The sequence below is a fragment of the Arthrobacter sp. B2060 genome (assembly GCF_059090445.1).
The window spans coordinates 372,629-387,500 of the sequence record NZ_JBNHFR010000002.1 but is presented as its reverse complement, the minus strand read 5'-3'; the positions used below and the strand labels follow the sequence as shown (position 1 = coordinate 387,500).

The window sequence follows — 14,872 nt, the reverse complement described above, 5'->3', positions numbered from 1 at the left end:
AAGCAGCGATTCGTCAGCCGGGCGTTCCGGGGAGGCGCGAAAGACCACGCCGGACGGCGTGGTCTTTCGCGTTGTTCCCTGGCCGATGCTCAGGCGACTCGTCCCCTGCCTAGCACCGGGCGGCTGGCTAGCGCTGGACGGCGCCGAAGCGCTCTGCGGCCAGTGCTACCGCGCCCTCGCGGGCCGCCGAGGCCTCGTCGGCGGTCAGCGTCCGGTCGTTGGCGCGGAACCGAAGCCCGAACGCCAGTGATTTCTTGCCGTCCTCGATGCCCTTGCCGGCGTAGACGTCGAACAGTGCGACATCTTCCAGGAGTTCACCGGCACCTTCGCGCAGGGCGGCCAGCACCTCGTCTGCCGGAATCTCCTGCGGCACCACGAGGGCCACGTCCTGGGTTGCGACCGGGAAGGTGGAGATGTGGCGCGCCACAATAACATCCGCGGCGGCACTGAAAAGGACGTCGGCGTTGATTTCGAGCGCGACGGAGCGGGCGGGCATGTCCGAGGCTGCCAGGAGCTTCGGGTGCAGCTCGCCGGCGTAGCCCACGATTTCGCCGCTGCGCAATGACAGCTGGGCTGCACGGCCAGGATGGAAGGCCTGGTGATGGCCCTGCCCCACCACGATGTCAACGCCCAGGACCTCGCCCGCAAGCCGCGCGATGTCCAGCGCGTCCGCCCAGTCCCAGACCCGCGGGGTGTGGCCGGCGGCAGCCGGTGAGTCGTGGCCGGTCAGGACCGCGGCGACGTGCAGCGGCTGGTCAGGAACGCCGTCGTACAGTGCGTCCAGCACCTCGTCGGATGGCTTGACGCCGAGCGGCGGAATGGAGGCCGTGCCCACAGTCCCTCCCGGCAGGAAGACAAGCCCAGCCTCGAACAGGGCCAGGTCGCGGAAGCCGCGCGAGTGGTTGCGCTTTGCCACCTCGATCAGGCCGGGCAGCACGGACGTCCGCAGGTATCCGTGCTCCTCGCTGATCGGGTTGGCCAGCTTGACGGCGCTACGGGGAGCCCCGGCCTCCGGCACGCCGAAGGTGTCGTTGGCAGCCTTCGAGACAAACGGGTAGGCCAGGACTTCCGTGAGCCCGGCGTCGGCGAGGGCCTGGATGAGGCGCCGCCGCTGCTGCTGGACGCGCGTCAGCCCCCGGCCCGGAGGAGCGACGGGAAGCGTCGCCGGGATCTTGTCGTAGCCAACCAGACGGGCGATCTCTTCGGACAGGTCTTCCTTGGTCTCAAGGTCGTTCCGCCAGCTCGGCGCCGAAACGGTCCAGCCGCCGTCGGCCTTTTCCACGACGGCGCCGAGATCCTCGAGGGAGGTGACGATTTGCTCTTCGGTGAAGTCGATGCCGATCCGCTTGGCGGCGAAAGCGGCGGGCAGGGCAATGGACACGGCGTCCGGAGCTGTACCGACGTCGGTCCCCGCCTCGTCGGCGGTGCCGCCGGCGAGTTCGACCAGGAGGTCGGCAGCGCGCTGGGCAGCAACGTTCGCCACCTGCCAGTCGACGCCGCGTTCGAAGCGCTTGGAGGCCTCCGACGGCAGCTTGTGGCGGCGGCGTGAGCGGGCGATCGAGACTTCTTCGAAGTGGGCCGCCTCAATCAGGACGGTGGACGTGGTGTCCGAGACCTCGGTGGAGGCGCCGCCCATGACGCCGGCGATGCCGATCGGTCCGGAATCGTCGGTGATCAGCAGATCCTCGACGTCGAGCTGGCGCTCCTTGCCGTCCAGCGTGGTGAGCTTCTCCCCCGCCACGGCCCGCCGGACCACGATGTCCCCGGACAGCCTGTCCTGGTCATAGAAGTGCAGGGGCTGTCCCAGCTCGAGCATCACATAGTTGGAGATGTCCACGGGCAGGGAGATCGAACGGATCCCGGCCAACCGAAGTCTGGAAGTCATCCACGGCGGCGTGGGACGGGTGGCATCCACGCCCCGGACGGTACGGGCCACGAAGCGGTCGCAGCCAGGCTTGCCGTAGATGGGGGCGTCGTCGTTGATCTTGACGCCGTAACCGCCGGCCAGCGACACCGGGGCCGCGACCTTCGAGGCGGGGTCGGTGAAGACCGTGCCCGTGGCATGGGCGTACTCACGGGCGACGCCGCGGATCGAGAAGGCGTAGCCGCGGTCCGGGGTGACGTTGATCTCGGCGGCTTCATCGTAGAGGCCCAGGAGGTCCATGGCGTCGGTGCCGATTACCGGGTCCAGCCCGATCCTCGAAAGCACCAGGATTCCGTCATGGTCTTCGCCGATGCCGAGTTCGCGCACAGAGGCGATCATCCCCGCGGACAGGTGCCCGTAGGTTTTACGCGCGGAGATGTGGAAATCGCCGGGCAGCACGGCACCGGGAAGGGTGACAACAACCTTGTCCCCCTCCACGAAGTTATGGGCGCCGCAGATGATGCCCTGGACGCCCGAAGGGTCAATGCCCTTGCCGGTGAGGGTCTGTTCCTGCCCCTCGGGGACAACGCGGACCTGGCACCAGTTGATGGTCTTGCCGTTGGTCTGCGGTTCCTTGACCAGGCTGAGCACCTGGCCCACCACGATGGGCCCGCGCAGGGCGTCGGTGGGACGGTGGACCGCTTCTTCTTCAAAGCCGACTTTGACGAGCTCGGCCATGACGTCTTCAGCCGTTGCTCCGGCCGGTACCTGCGCGAATTCACGCAGCCAGGAAAGTGGGATACGCACTGTTTAGATCTCCATCCCGAAGTGCTCGCTGAAACGTACATCGCCTTCGATCATGTCGCGCATGTCGCTGACCTCGTTGCGGAACATGAGCGTGCGCTCGATGCCCATGCCGAAGGCAAACCCTGAATAGACATCCGGATCGATGCCTGCGGCGCGCAGGACATTGGGGTTGACCATGCCGCAGCCGCCCCACTCGATCCACCGCGGCCCGCCCTTGGCACCGGGGTGGAAGATGTCCAGTTCCGCGGACGGCTCGGTGAAGGGGAAGTAGTTGGGGCGCAGCCGGATCTGCGCTTCGTCTCCGAACATCTGGCGGGCGAAGTGCTCCAGCGTGCCGCGCAGATCGGCCATGCTGAGGTTCTTGTCGATCGCGAGGCCCTCGAACTGGTGGAAAACGGGAGTGTGCGTGGCGTCGAGCTCATCGGTGCGGAACACCTTGCCTGGGCACAGCACGTAGATCGGCACCTCGCGTTCCAGCATGGAGCGGACCTGCACCGGGGAGGTGTGGGTGCGCATGAGGAGGTGCGCCTCCGGCGGTTCCACGAAGAAGGTGTCCTGCATCTCGCGGGCCGGGTGGTCCGGCTTGAAGTTCAGTGCGTCGAAGTTGAACCATTCAGACTCGACTTCCGGGCCCTCGGCGATTTCCCAGCCCATGCCGACGAAGATGTCTGCCACGCGGTCCTGCAGGGTGGAGAGCGGATGGCGCGCTCCAGCCCGGCGGCGGCGCGGCGCGGCTGTCACATCGACAGTTTCCTCGACCAGGATGCGGGCGTCGTTCTCGGCCTCAAGCTCGGCGGTGCGCTCCGCGAGTGCCTTGTTGACGCGTCCCCGGGAGGAACCCATGAGCTTCCCGGCGGCGGCCTTCTGGTCTTTTGGCAGGCCTCCGATTTCGCGGTTCGCGAGGCTCAGCGGTGATTTCTCCCCGGTGTGGGTCAAACGGACAGCCTTGAGTTCATCGAGCGTGGAGGCACCGGCGATGGCGGAGATTGCCTGCTCGACGGCGGCGGTGATGGCGGCTTCATCCAGAGGGTTCGGGACGGCAGCGCCCGGCAAAGTTTCAGTCATCTACTGTTCTTAGCTACGAGTCGGGTGATGCCAGCGGCCGGTGCTGCTGTGCCGGTTTCCCCGGCAGCGCGTCCGTCACTGGCACGTCATTGCATGACGCCATCCGGTGACGCCCTGCAAAGACAAGGGCAGGCTCGCCGGAGGTTGGCCGGCAGGCACTGTTCCCAGTCTAATTGACCGGGCCCGGCTGCCCGAACGGGACGGCCGATGTGCTGTTCGCGTGCCGCGGCTAGCATTGCCTCATGACCCCGGGACAGCGGTTGCGCCGGCTAGCGAACCTGCTCAATGGCTCCACTCTGATGGGACTGCTGCTCGCCAGGCTGGCCGGAACCACGGTCGTGAGCGGCCCGCGGGGCCTCGCAATCGCCACCAACTACACCTGGAAACTCCCCTTCGCCGGGGCGTTCACGGTAGGCAATGTGGTCATCTTCCGCGCCGGGCCCGAGGCGGCCCTGGGAAACCCCGTCCTCCTGGGTCACGAGGAACGGCACAGCACGCAGTACGCCTGCCTCGGGCTGCCCTTCCTGGTTCTCTACTTCGCCGCCGCCGGGTGGTCGCTGCTGCGCCACGGCGACGCGGCATCGGGAAATCCCTTTGAACGCCATGCCGGGCTCGAAGCCGGCGGCTACGCCGGCCGAACGGCATCACCGCCCAACCGCACGCTCGCCGGCAGGCGGCGGATCAGGCGAAACACCGACGGCGGGCCTTGACTTTGATTCGAACATACCTTCGAATTGAAGCATGAGATGGGACGCGCAGGCACTCAATCCCGCACCCCGGGCGCCCGGCACTGACAGCTCGCCGAACAGTGGCACGGGCAGCGGCACGGACAACCGCACAGCCGCCGCGGCCGCGGTGCCGCTGCTGCCGCTGGCGGGGCTTGTACGCTCTGTCTCCACCCCTGAATTTGCCGGGGTCACCTTCCATGAGGTCACCGCAAAATCGGTGCTCAACAAGGTGGCCGCCGGTTCCCGCATGCCGTTCGAATGGACAGTCAATCCCTACCGGGGCTGCAGCCACGCGTGTGTCTACTGCTTTGCCCGCAAGAGCCACACCTATCTGGATTTCGATGCGGGGCTGGATTTCGACAGCCAGGTGGTCGTCAAGATCAATGCCGCAGAGGTGCTGCGCAGGGAACTGGCCAAGCCGTCCTGGGGGCGGCAGCACGTCGCGCTCGGCACCAACACCGATCCCTACCAGCGCGCCGAGGGCCGGTACCGGCTGATGCCGGGAATCATCGGCGCGTTGGCCGACTCCGGGACGCCCCTGTCCATCCTGACCAAGGGAACGCTGCTGGCCCGCGACATCCCGCTGCTGAAACACGCGGCTGCCCAGGTGCCGGTGGGAATCGGCATTTCACTCGCCATGACAGATGAACGGCTGTCCGGGGCCATTGAGCCGGGGACGCCCGGACCGAGGGCCAGGCTCAAGCTCATATCGAGGCTGCGCGATGCCGGGCTGCCGTGCGGAGTGATGGCCATGCCGATCCTGCCCTGGCTGTCGGACAGCGACGAAGCCCTGGATTCCCTGTTCAGTTCGCTGGCCGCCGCCGGGGCAACCGGCGTGACGGCCGGAGCCCTGTATCTGAAGCCCGGTACGCGTGAATGGTTCATGCAGTGGATTGCGGCAAGGCACCCGGAACTCGCTGGACGGTACAGGCGGCTGTACGGCACGGGATCCTACGCTTCGAAGGAGTACCGCGCCTGGCTCGCAGGACGGGTCCGCTACTTCAAGGCCCGGTACGGGTTTTCCGGCTCACACGGCTTCAGCCACCGGGATGCCGACGACCCCCGCGGCGAAGAAGCCGCCTACCCGGAGGGCAGCTTGCCCCCGGCATGTGCCAAGACGCCCGGGACGGCCCAGGCGTCCCAGCCAACGCTCTTCTGATCACACCGCGTAGTTTTTCAGCGGGGCAGTGGCGCCGAGTTCCGTCAACAGTGCCTGGACAATCGGAAGGTCGGCAGGAATCCACGGAAGGCTGAGAGCTTCCTCACGTTCCCGAAGGCCGATCCAGGCGAGTTCGTCATGGTCCTCGAGGGGCCGGGGCTCGCCGTCAGTGAGTTCGGCAAACCATACCCGCATCGTCGCGCGTTCGTTGAGCGGCCAGCCTGCGTGGTGCGGGGATGTCAGCTCGGACCCCAGGCGGACGCCGATGCCCAACTCCTCGCGCAGTTCCCGGTGCAAGGCGGTTTCGGGCGTCTCGCCGGCTTCCACCTTGCCGCCCGGAAACTCCCACATGCCTGCGAACTGTGGAGGCGCCGTCCTCCTGGCCACCAGCAAACGGGTTGGCCGGGCAAGTGAATCGAGTACGGCACCGCCCACAACGCTTATCAGTTCGCTCACCTCCCCAGTGTATGGGGGAGAATGGTTGGGGGGCGCACCTCTGCCGCCAGCCCTCCCCCAACGACGTGCGGAATACCTTCTACAGACCCGTCGTTATAAAAATCAGATTTGTCCGAGCAATTTAGGTGTGCGGGCAGCTTCACGCACAATGCCGAGACTCCACCCCCAAGCTCCGAAAAGCAGGCACATGACCACCACCACTCACGCTCCCGGCAAAGCCACAACCCACAAGTCCCATCTCGGACTCGCCATTTTGGCGCTGGGGATGGGAGGCTTCGGAATCGGTGTCACCGAGTTCGCCATGATGGGCCTGCTCAAGGAAGTGGAGGTTGGGCTCAACATCGGGACGCCGGAGGCCGGGCACTTGATCTCTGCCTATGCACTGGGCGTGGTCGTCGGCGCACCGGTACTGGCCGCCGTCGGAGCGAAACTTCCGCGCAAGTACCTTGCCCTGGGCCTCATGCTGTTCTTCAGCATCGCCAACCTGACGTCGTTCATCGCCCCTGACTACGGGAGCATGCTGGTGTCCCGGTTCGCGGCCGGACTGCCGCACGGCGCCTTCTTTGGCGTGGCGGCCGTGATCGCCGCGTCACTGGTGGCGCCCACGAAGCGGGGCTGGGCCATTTCCATGGTCATGGCCGGGCTCACCGTGGCCAACGTGATCGGCGTGCCGTTCGCCACCTGGCTTGGCCAGACCTTCGGCTGGCGGTTGCTCTTCGTCCTGGTCGGCGCCTTGGGGCTGGTGACGCTGGCCCTGATCTGGAAGTTTGTGCCCTTCCAAAAGGCCCATGCCGACGCAAGTATCCGCCGGGAACTTGGGGCGTTGAAGCGGACGCAGGTGTGGCTTGCCATTCTGATCGGGATCGTCGGATTCGGCGGATTCTTCGCAACGTACACCTACATTGCCCACACCATGACCTCCGTTGCCGGCATCCCGTCCGCGTTCCTGCCGTTCGTGGTGGCCCTCTACGGCCTCGGAATGGTCGCGGGCAACATCGTGGGCGGCAGGATCGCCGACAAGTCCGTCATGGGAACCATTTACCGGGTGCTTCCGGGAATCGCCGTGGCGCTGGTGGTGTACGCGATCGCCGTGCACTCGCCCTGGTCCGCGTTCGTGATGGTCTTCGTAGTGGGGGCGGCAGGGGCCATGCTGGTGCCCGCGCTGCAAACCAGGCTGCTCGATGCCTCACCGGACGCGCCCTCCCTGGCGTCCTCCCTCAACCACGCCGCCCTCAACGTGGCCAACGCGCTGGGAGCTTTCCTCGGCGGACTCGTCATCGCCTGGGGCTGGGGTTATGTTGCACCGGCCCTTGTGGGCGCCGTGCTGGCGGTCCTCGGCCTTGGTGTGGCTGTGCTCAGCGGAATGCTGGAACGTAAAAGGCCGCTGGCCCCGTAACCTTTCGGGTCACAGGGCCAGCGTCCGTGTCTGTTATTTGAGCGCCGGTCCTTTGAGTGCCGGTCCTTTGAGGGCCGGGATTATCTGCCGGTCATGCCCGGCGGACCGCAGCGACGGCTAGGATCCGGTGCCCCCGACGACGGCCTGACCGGTAGGCAGGACCGAACGGTGCGCGTCCGGCTCCAGGTAGATCACCCGCGCCATAGGCACCGCCGTGCGGATGGGCTCTTCAGCGGCATCGATCAGCCGGGCGATTTCAAGGCCGGATGCTGCAGCGCCTACCGTGATCTTGGCAGCTACAAGCAGTTCCTCCGGCCCGAGGTGCAGCGTCTTGAGGTGGATGATTCCGGTGCCGTCGGACTCAATGGCTCCGCGGATCCTGGCAACGTCGTCCCGCGTGGCGGATTCACCCAGCAGCAACGACTTCGTTTCAAGGGCCAGGACCACCGCGATGGCCACCAGCAGCAGGCCGATCATGGCTGTTCCGAGCGCGTCCCAGAAGCCGTCATGCGTCAGCAGCGTCAGGCTGACACCAAAGAGCGCAGAGATCAGGCCAACCAGCGCGCCCAGATCCTCAAGGAGAATCACGGGCAGCTCTGGCTGTTTGGCATTGCGCACAAAGCTGACCCAGCTTTGCTTTCCCCGGACGTGGTTCGATTCGATGATGGCGGTCCGGAATGAGAACGCTTCCGCGATGATGGCCCCGACCAGCACAGCCAGGGGAACCCACCAGAAGTCCCCCTCGATCGCGTGCGGATGCTGGAACTTGTCCCACGCCTCGTACAGGGCGAACAGGCCGCCGACACTGAACAGCACGATGGAGACGAGGAACGCGTAGATGTAGCGTTCCCGGCCGTAGCCGAAGGGATGCTCCTCGATGGCGGCCCTTTTGCCCGTTTCCCGCCGACGAGCCGCAGGATCCTCTTCAAGTGGGGATTGCAACGAATTGGACCCGGCCCCGCAGCAGGCCACTGGTCATTACCGTACCCGCCCGGCCTTGGGCGGAGCAGCACTCGTGGCGTCACGGCGCCACAAAAAACCTTGAAACTAAGCGTGCTGACAAATAAACATGCGTTGTGTTAGCTTGAAGCCATGTCGGGACTGACTTGTATCAATCCCGACAAATATGAAGGAGGAGACAATGGGTTTTCTTGCTTGGATTATTCTCGGCCTGATCGTAGGCGCAATTGTTAAAGCCGTTATGCCCGGCAGGGTCGGCGGTGGCTGGGTCACCAGCCTGGTTCTGGGCGTTGTAGGCGCCATCGTTGGTGGCTGGATTGGCAGCCTTCTGTTCGGCAGGGGTGACCTGGCGTTCTTCGACCTCGGCACCTGGATCCTCGCCATTATCGGCGGCCTGGTAGTCGCCGGTGTCTACGGGGCAATTACCGGACGTAACCGGACCACCTAAAGACCACCAAGGCCCGCCCGACTGGCGGACCTGCCCAAAGAAAAATGCGGGAGCCCACCATGTGGGCCCCCGTTTTTTGTGGGCCCCGTTTTTAGGCCTGTTGGGATCTCGCGCTGGCGTACAGGCAGACCGTGGCCGCCGTCCCCAGGTTCAGGCTTTCGGCGGCACCGTAGACGGGAACGGCCACCCGGTGGTCAGCCAGGGCGAGCTCCGCTTCGGACAGTCCCTGCGCCTCATTTCCGAACAGCCAGGCAGTGGGGCCTTCCAGTGCATAATCTGAACTGGCCGAGGAGCTGCCGAGCCGCCGCGCCGCGCTCTCGTCCTGGAGGCGGTCCAGGTTCAGCTTCCCGTAGCCGTCGGCGGCCAGCACGCCGATTCCGCGAGACCGGCACTGCGCCACGAGCTCTTCGACGTCAGCGCCGAGGACCACCGGCAGATGAAACAGCGAGCCTGCGGTGGAACGCACGGCCTTCGGGTTGTAGATATCCACGCTGGAGCCGGTCAGCACCACAGCATCCGCGCCGGCGGCGTCGGCTGCCCGCAGGACGGTCCCGGCGTTGCCCGGGTCCCGGACCTGGCACAGCACGGCGATCAGCCGCGGCCCGGCATCGAGAACATCCTGCAGTGGAACATCGACGAAATCACACACAGCGATGATGCCTTGTGGAGTCACGGTGTCTGCCATGGCGGCAAGTACATCATCCGTTGCCAGCCTCGCGCTGGTGCCGGTGGCCAACTCATCGAACTCCGGAAACCGGTCCAGGCACGCCTCGCTGGCATACACCTCACGGACAACACCGGGCTCCCCCGCGTCGATTTTCTTGCGGTGCAGCGTCAGGGCTTCACGGACAGCCTGGGGTCCCTCCGCCAAGAACTGCCGGCGCCTTAAACGGGCCGGGCGCCCGGCAAGCTTTGCCACGTCCCGGACCCGATCAGCTCGGGGGTTGGACAGTGGAAAGTCTTGCGGGCGCCCGGTTTCGTTCATATAAGAACCTTAGTTGCTGCAGCAGCAGGTTCTCGAACTACCCAGAACGGGGAGCTGCTACTCGGCAGCCTCGTCAGCGGCCGGCTTCTTGGCAGCAGCCTTCTTGGCGGCCGGCTTCTTGGCCTTCGGAGCCGCTGCAGCGTCAGCCGCAACAGCCGGAGCGGAGGTGTCGGCCGGCAGGGAGTCCTTGGCGACCTTGACCAGCGCAGCAAAGGCGTTGGCGTCAGACACAGCCAGCTCGGCCAGCATGCGGCGGTCAACCTCGACCTCAGCGGCCTTGAGGCCCTGGATCAGGCGGTTGTAGGTGAGGCCGTTGGCGCGGGATGCAGCGTTGATGCGCTGGATCCACAGGCGGCGGAAGTCGCCCTTCTTCTTCTTGCGGTCGCCGTAGCTGTACACAAACGAGTGCAGCAGCTGCTCTTTGGCCTTGCGGTACAGGCGTGAGCGCTGTCCGCGGTAACCTTTGGCGCGTTCGAGGATAACCCGGCGCTTCTTGTGGGCGTTTACCGCCCGCTTCACACGTGCCACGTGCGTACTCCTTCAGAATTCTTATCCCAAGCATCTACTGCCGGTAACCCGGCTGGCCTGAGAAGGCTTATTGGTAGTTTGACTGGTGCCAGGCGGCACTCAGTCAGAGTGCTTGGAAATTAGATGCCGAGCATCTTCCGGATGACCTTGGCGTCGCCCTTGAAGACGATCTTGTCGCCGGCAAGGCGACGGGTCAGCCTGGAGGATTTGTGCTCGAGGTAGTGGCGGCGGTTGGCCTGCTGGCGGCGCAGCTTGCCGCTGCCGGTCAGCTTGAAGCGCTTCTTAGCACCACTGTGGGTCTTCATCTTCGGCATGGGAACCGATCTCCTAACGTATCCGCAGACTATGTCTGCAGTCTTTCGTGCAGCCGCCCCTGCGGGCGGCATGCTGGTTGTTGACTGCCTGAAGGCGGTGCCTTCCGCAGCTTTGAACTAGGTGGTCTTCTTGCCTGCCGGCTTGGGCGTGGCCCGGGGCGCCGTGGGGCGTGCCGTGGGCTTCGGCGCAGCGGGCCTGGCCACCGGCTTCGGTGGAGCAGGCACTGCCGCAGGCTTTGGTGCTGCCGCAGCAGGAGCCTCAGCTTCGGCGGGCTTCGGCGCGGCGGGAGCCGCGGCCGCAGGAGCCGGGGCCTTCGCCGCAGGAGCCTTCGGCGCTTCCGGAGCCGCTGCAGCCTTGGGCGCTTCGCGCTTCGGCTCGGCGGCCTTGGGAGCCTCCTGCTTGGGCGTTTCCGGAGCCGCTGCAGCCTTGGGCGCTTCGCGCTTCGGCTCGGCGGCTTCCGGAGCAGCTGCTGCTGCCGGTTCCTCCGGCGCGGCTGCTTCGGTGTTGACCTGGTAGCCCTCGGGCAGCAGGTCCGCGAGTGACTGGGTCAGGGGTGCCTGGTCGGCGCCCGAGGTGTCGACGCGGCCGGCGGCCTTGGCTTCGTTCTGGGCCTTGGCCTCAGCACGCTGCGTGGCGCGGCGGGCCTCTGCCTTGGCCTCGGCCTTGTTCTTAAGCGGACCAATCACCATGACCATGTTTCGGCCGTCGATGCGCGGGCTCGACTCCACAACACCGACTTCAGCGACGTCTTCAGCGAAGCGCTGGAGCAGGCGCAGGCCCATTTCGGGGCGCTGCTGTTCGCGGCCACGGAACTGGATCATGGCCTTGACCTTGTCGCCGGCTCCGAGGAACCGCAGGGCGTGCCCGCGCTTCGTCTCGTAGTCGTGCGTGTCGATCTTCAGGCGGAACCGGATTTCCTTCAGAACTGTGTTGGTCTGGTTCTTCCGGGCCTCACGGGCCTTGACTGCGGCCTCGTACTTGTATTTGCCGAAGTCCATCAGCTTGCACACCGGAGGCTTGGCCTGAGGTGCAACTTCAACGAGATCAAGATCGGACTCGGCAGCCAGGCGCAGGGCATCCTCGATACGGACGATTCCTACCTGTTCGCCGGCAGGGCCGACCAGCCGCACCTCAGGGACGCGGATACGCTCATTGATTCTTGGCTCGCTAATGTTAAAGCTCCTGTGTTTGTGATGAATATTCCACCGGCAAAAAGAGAAGGCCCCCAATTGCCGGAGCAATCGAAGGCCTCGAGGATCGGATGCGCTGGCCCTGAGGGCTGCACGCGCTGCCGCAGGACTGTGCCTGCCGGTAACGCCCGACCTTTACCCGGCAACCTTGCTTCCCTCTGGAACTGCGAGGAAAATCGGCTGGCGCGGGTGGGAGAGAACTCCGCTTGCAAACTGAAGTCGATTCTACAGAAAGATACCCGTCTCCGCACAAGGCGGCGATGGGTCTCTTACACGGCAAAATAACGACATCCAGTCGGTCTGTGTCAAGCTTACCAGTATGAGCACTCCAGACAGTAATTCACACGTTTACCAGGCCCCCGGCGAGCAGGCTGACGTCTCGCAGCAGGTCCGGGACATCTCCGAAGTTCCCGCCATCGAGGTCATCACCACAGCCGCTGTCCACCTCATGAGCGCTGCAGCCGTGAAGCTGGGCCTGGCCGCCGAAGAGAACGCCGAGGAGCTCAAGGACCTGGACGAGGCCCGCAAACTCATCACCGCCCTCGCCGGACTCGTGACGGCCGCTGCTCCGGAGATCGGCTCCCAGCATGCCGGGCCGTTGCGCGACGGTCTGCGTTCCCTGCAGCTCGCCTTCCGGGAAGAGTCGATTATCCCCGATCCCCCGGGCAAGGGTCCGGGTGAAAAATACACCGGCGCGGTGAACTGACGCCGGAGAGCAACGACGACGACGGCGGGCTGTCCTTGAGGGGACGGCGCGCCGTCGTTTCTGCTTAAGTTCCTGTCCGCTTAAGTTCCCGCCTGAATTTCTGCTGAGGCTTCTGCTTTAGTGGGGATGCCTTGGAAACAATTGACTATTGTCACGGCACGGCAGACTGAGTAAGCTCGGCGGCCAGCCGGCTTTCCGGTTTGAACCTGGCCGCGTCTGAGCGGCGCTGCCGTCAGGGGCACGCCCCGTACCCCCAGGCGTCCGGCTTGCATGCCGCCACAGCCTGGTCGGCCAAAGATGCCGCCCTTCCAAAAAGGCAGAACCCCATGTTAGGCACCAAAACCCGTATCGCCGTCGTCCTGGCCGCCAGCCTCGCACTGACGGCAACCGCCACGCCAGCTTATGCCGCCCCCGCAACGCTCGTGAGCGTGGGGCCCGGAACACTCGTCGCCGACGGCGCAGCGGTTGACGTCCCGGTCACGTTCGTCTGTGACAGCGACCCCACTCGCATCATTGCGGTACCCGTGGTGGAAATGAACCAGAGAGTGACCGACGGCCGGATTGCCAACGGCTTCGGGAACGCACAGCTGGGCTGCACCAGAGAAAGCCAAACCGTCACCATACGGGTCATTCCCCGCGTGATGGCATTCGACCCCGGAGCTGCCGTTGCGTTCGTCGTCTTGCAAACCTGCAGTGCGGAATTTCAGTGCGCGGCTGTGACCGCCAGCGAAGTCATACAGCTCACACAGTCAGGACAGGCCCAGATTCCTCCGATCCTTCCCGAATAACTCGCGTCCTTCCCGAATAACGGGGTTCACAAAGGAGTCCCGACTCCGGTGCCCTCAGCTGACTCCAGGCAGGGCGGCCGGCGCAGTACGTCTACGCGCCGGCCGCCTGGCGCCGGCGCTGCTGCAGCGCTATGCCGACGGCGCAAAGCAGGACGCCGGCTGCGCCCACCGACACGAAACCGGCCCATGGTCCTACACCGTCGATGAACAGGCCCGCGAGCGGCGCACCAAGGGCCACGCCGGCGGTGAGCGCCGACCCGTACCACCCCATCGCTTCACCCCGCCGTGCCTCGTCCACGAGCTCGGCCACCTTCTCCGACGCAGCCGAAAGGACCGGTGCACACAACAGGCCCGGGGCCAGCGAGAGCAGGCTCAGGGTCAAAGTGTCGGTGGCGAACCCCATCGGGATGGTCAGTGCGGCCATGCCCATCAGGAGCAGGATCGGCGAAAGGGGACGGTGCAAGGCGCCGTAGATGATGCCGCCAACGACTGAAGCGGCGCACCAAAAGAGGAAGACCATCCCGATCTCCCCCTGGTGGCCGCCGGTTTCCAGGGCAGCGACGATTCCCACATCAGTCCCGCTCAGCACCATTCCTGCCCCGGCGGCGACCGCGAACACAGCTGCGACGGCTGCGGTGAACCACCCGAAGTTGGAAGCGACTTTGCCCCGCAGCCCACCGCTCGGCAGCCCAGTGCTCGACAGCGGGGCGTTCCGCAGCCCTGTTCCCGGCTGTCCGGCCCGGCGCGGCGTGCCGTCTAATGGGCGTCCCAGCCCGGCGGCAGCCTCCTGGCCATCGCCGGGTGCGGCAGCGGTCACCGCCACCTCCGCTGCCTCCTCCTGGTCTGCTTCGGAAGCTTCATTGCCAACAGCGGTGCTGGCCATGCTGTGGGCGGTGCTGCGAGTGGGCGGATTGAACCACATGAGGAACAGCCCCGCGATGGAGGTGGCAACGCCGACGACCGTCAGGCCTAGGACCGAGTGGCCGCTGGTGGCCACCACCGCTCCGGCCGCCGGCCCGATCATGAAGACCATCTCCGTACTGATGGCATCAAGGGCGAAGGCCGTCCGCCGCTGATCACCGGTGGCAAGCACGCCCAGCGACTGGCGCACAACGCTGAAGATGGGAAGCGTCAGCAGGCCGCCCACGAATACCAGCGGCAGCAGCCACTCGTAGGAAACGTGGGGGACGATGGACCAGATGACGGTCTCGGACACGACCGACGGGATCAGTGCCCTCCGCAGCCCCACAGTGTCCACACGGCGCCCGCGCCACGGGGCGCCCACGGCAATGCCGATAGTCATGACGGCGGCTGCTGTGCCGGCCGCCGCATACCCCTGGCCCAGGGTCAGCACGATGTGCAGTGTGAGCAGCACACCTGCGGCCGAATGGGGTATGCGGGCAATCATGCCCACCGCCAGGAGACGGCGTATGGGTCTGACGGCCAGCAACTCCCGGTACAGGGTGAAATTCACGGT

General features: G+C 65.7%; 14 protein-coding genes and 1 pseudogene. 6 read left to right on the top strand and 9 right to left on the bottom strand.

Going from position 1 to position 14,872, the window contains the following annotated elements; translation table 11 throughout:
- Nucleotides 1-127 precede the first annotated feature (127 nt).
- Nucleotides 128-2,671, bottom strand: coding sequence for a phenylalanine--tRNA ligase subunit beta (gene pheT, locus AC5RUM_RS06585; protein WP_494034177.1), 2,544 nt, complete (start codon nt 2,669-2,671; stop codon nt 128-130).
- Between the two features lie 3 nt (nt 2,672-2,674).
- Entirely contained in the window at nt 2,675-3,736 is a 1,062-nt protein-coding gene (gene pheS / locus AC5RUM_RS06580; RefSeq protein ID WP_494034176.1) for a phenylalanine--tRNA ligase subunit alpha, read from the bottom strand.
- A 242-nt stretch (nt 3,737-3,978) separates the two neighbouring features.
- Between pheS and AC5RUM_RS06575 the strand changes: the two genes are divergently transcribed.
- Entirely contained in the window at nt 3,979-4,446 is a 468-nt protein-coding gene (locus AC5RUM_RS06575; protein ID WP_494034175.1) for a hypothetical protein, read from the top strand.
- 31 nt (nt 4,447-4,477) lie between these two features.
- On the top strand, nt 4,478-5,623 hold the full coding sequence (locus AC5RUM_RS06570; RefSeq protein ID WP_494034174.1) for an Rv2578c family radical SAM protein: 1,146 nt from the start codon (nt 4,478-4,480) through the stop codon (nt 5,621-5,623).
- Here AC5RUM_RS06570 and AC5RUM_RS06565 read toward each other — a convergent pair whose 3' ends face one another.
- Entirely contained in the window at nt 5,624-6,079 is a 456-nt protein-coding gene (locus AC5RUM_RS06565) for a (deoxy)nucleoside triphosphate pyrophosphohydrolase (protein WP_494034173.1), read from the bottom strand. It lies immediately after the preceding gene.
- 187 nt (nt 6,080-6,266) lie between these two features.
- On the opposite strand from AC5RUM_RS06565, the gene AC5RUM_RS06560 reads away from it, so the two are divergent.
- Nucleotides 6,267-7,475 carry an MFS transporter gene (locus AC5RUM_RS06560; protein WP_494034172.1) on the top strand — a complete coding sequence of 403 codons (1,209 nt, stop codon included), beginning with the start codon at nt 6,267-6,269 and terminating at the stop codon, nt 7,473-7,475.
- A gap of 117 nt (nt 7,476-7,592) precedes the next feature.
- Here the strand turns inward: AC5RUM_RS06560 and AC5RUM_RS06555 are convergent.
- A pseudogene (locus AC5RUM_RS06555) lies at nt 7,593-8,398 on the bottom strand (cation diffusion facilitator family transporter); the annotation flags it as partial.
- A gap of 218 nt (nt 8,399-8,616) precedes the next feature.
- On the opposite strand from AC5RUM_RS06555, the gene AC5RUM_RS06550 reads away from it, so the two are divergent.
- Nucleotides 8,617-8,883, top strand: a complete 267-nt coding sequence (locus AC5RUM_RS06550) for a GlsB/YeaQ/YmgE family stress response membrane protein (protein ID WP_400577751.1) — start codon at nt 8,617-8,619, stop codon at nt 8,881-8,883.
- Between the two features lie 91 nt (nt 8,884-8,974).
- On the opposite strand, the gene AC5RUM_RS06545 is transcribed toward AC5RUM_RS06550, so the two are convergent.
- The 4 genes from AC5RUM_RS06545 to infC all read right to left on the bottom strand — a co-directional run bounded on the left by AC5RUM_RS06545 (nt 8,975) and on the right by infC (nt 11,841).
- A complete protein-coding gene (locus AC5RUM_RS06545) occupies nt 8,975-9,868 on the bottom strand; it encodes a TrmH family RNA methyltransferase (protein ID WP_494034171.1) in 894 nt (297 codons plus the stop codon).
- Nucleotides 9,869-9,925: 57 nt separating this feature from the next.
- Nucleotides 9,926-10,396, bottom strand: a complete 471-nt coding sequence (gene rplT, locus AC5RUM_RS06540; RefSeq protein WP_400577754.1) for a 50S ribosomal protein L20 — start codon at nt 10,394-10,396, stop codon at nt 9,926-9,928.
- A gap of 119 nt (nt 10,397-10,515) precedes the next feature.
- The gene (gene rpmI, locus AC5RUM_RS06535; protein WP_009358635.1) at nt 10,516-10,710 is read right to left on the bottom strand and encodes a 50S ribosomal protein L35; all 195 of its coding nucleotides are present in this window, start codon (nt 10,708-10,710) and stop codon (nt 10,516-10,518) included.
- Nucleotides 10,711-10,827: 117 nt separating this feature from the next.
- Nucleotides 10,828-11,841 carry a translation initiation factor IF-3 gene (gene infC / locus AC5RUM_RS06530; RefSeq protein WP_494034170.1) on the bottom strand — a complete coding sequence of 338 codons (1,014 nt, stop codon included), beginning with the start codon at nt 11,839-11,841 and terminating at the stop codon, nt 10,828-10,830.
- Nucleotides 11,842-12,220: 379 nt separating this feature from the next.
- Here infC and AC5RUM_RS06525 point away from each other — a divergent pair, with 379 nt between their 5' ends.
- Both AC5RUM_RS06525 and AC5RUM_RS06520 read left to right on the top strand, forming a co-directional pair.
- A complete protein-coding gene (locus AC5RUM_RS06525) occupies nt 12,221-12,607 on the top strand; it encodes a DUF1844 domain-containing protein (RefSeq protein ID WP_400577757.1) in 387 nt (128 codons plus the stop codon).
- A 326-nt stretch (nt 12,608-12,933) separates the two neighbouring features.
- Complete coding sequence (locus tag AC5RUM_RS06520; protein WP_494034169.1) at nt 12,934-13,395, top strand: hypothetical protein; 462 nt, start codon at nt 12,934-12,936, stop codon at nt 13,393-13,395.
- 91 nt (nt 13,396-13,486) lie between these two features.
- Here the strand turns inward: AC5RUM_RS06520 and AC5RUM_RS06515 are convergent, their stop codons facing one another.
- Complete coding sequence (locus AC5RUM_RS06515) at nt 13,487-14,869, bottom strand: MFS transporter (RefSeq protein ID WP_494034168.1); 1,383 nt, start codon at nt 14,867-14,869, stop codon at nt 13,487-13,489.
- Nucleotides 14,870-14,872 lie beyond the last annotated feature (3 nt).

What these genes read in the sequence shown, in the direction of transcription:
- pheS (WP_494034176.1), bottom strand. Translation starts at nt 3,736, where the DNA reads ATGACTGAAACTTTGCCGGGCGCTGCCGTCCCGAACCCTCTGGATGAA.
- AC5RUM_RS06575 (WP_494034175.1), top strand. Translation starts at nt 3,979, where the DNA reads ATGACCCCGGGACAGCGGTTGCGCCGGCTAGCGAACCTGCTCAATGGC.
- AC5RUM_RS06570 (WP_494034174.1), top strand. Translation starts at nt 4,478, where the DNA reads ATGAGATGGGACGCGCAGGCACTCAATCCCGCACCCCGGGCGCCCGGC.
- AC5RUM_RS06560 (WP_494034172.1), top strand. Translation starts at nt 6,267, where the DNA reads ATGACCACCACCACTCACGCTCCCGGCAAAGCCACAACCCACAAGTCC.
- AC5RUM_RS06550 (WP_400577751.1), top strand. Translation starts at nt 8,617, where the DNA reads ATGGGTTTTCTTGCTTGGATTATTCTCGGCCTGATCGTAGGCGCAATT.
- AC5RUM_RS06545 (WP_494034171.1), bottom strand. Translation starts at nt 9,868, where the DNA reads ATGAACGAAACCGGGCGCCCGCAAGACTTTCCACTGTCCAACCCCCGA.
- rpmI (WP_009358635.1), bottom strand. Translation starts at nt 10,710, where the DNA reads ATGCCGAAGATGAAGACCCACAGTGGTGCTAAGAAGCGCTTCAAGCTG.
- AC5RUM_RS06525 (WP_400577757.1), top strand. Translation starts at nt 12,221, where the DNA reads ATGAGCACTCCAGACAGTAATTCACACGTTTACCAGGCCCCCGGCGAG.
- AC5RUM_RS06520 (WP_494034169.1), top strand. Translation starts at nt 12,934, where the DNA reads ATGTTAGGCACCAAAACCCGTATCGCCGTCGTCCTGGCCGCCAGCCTC.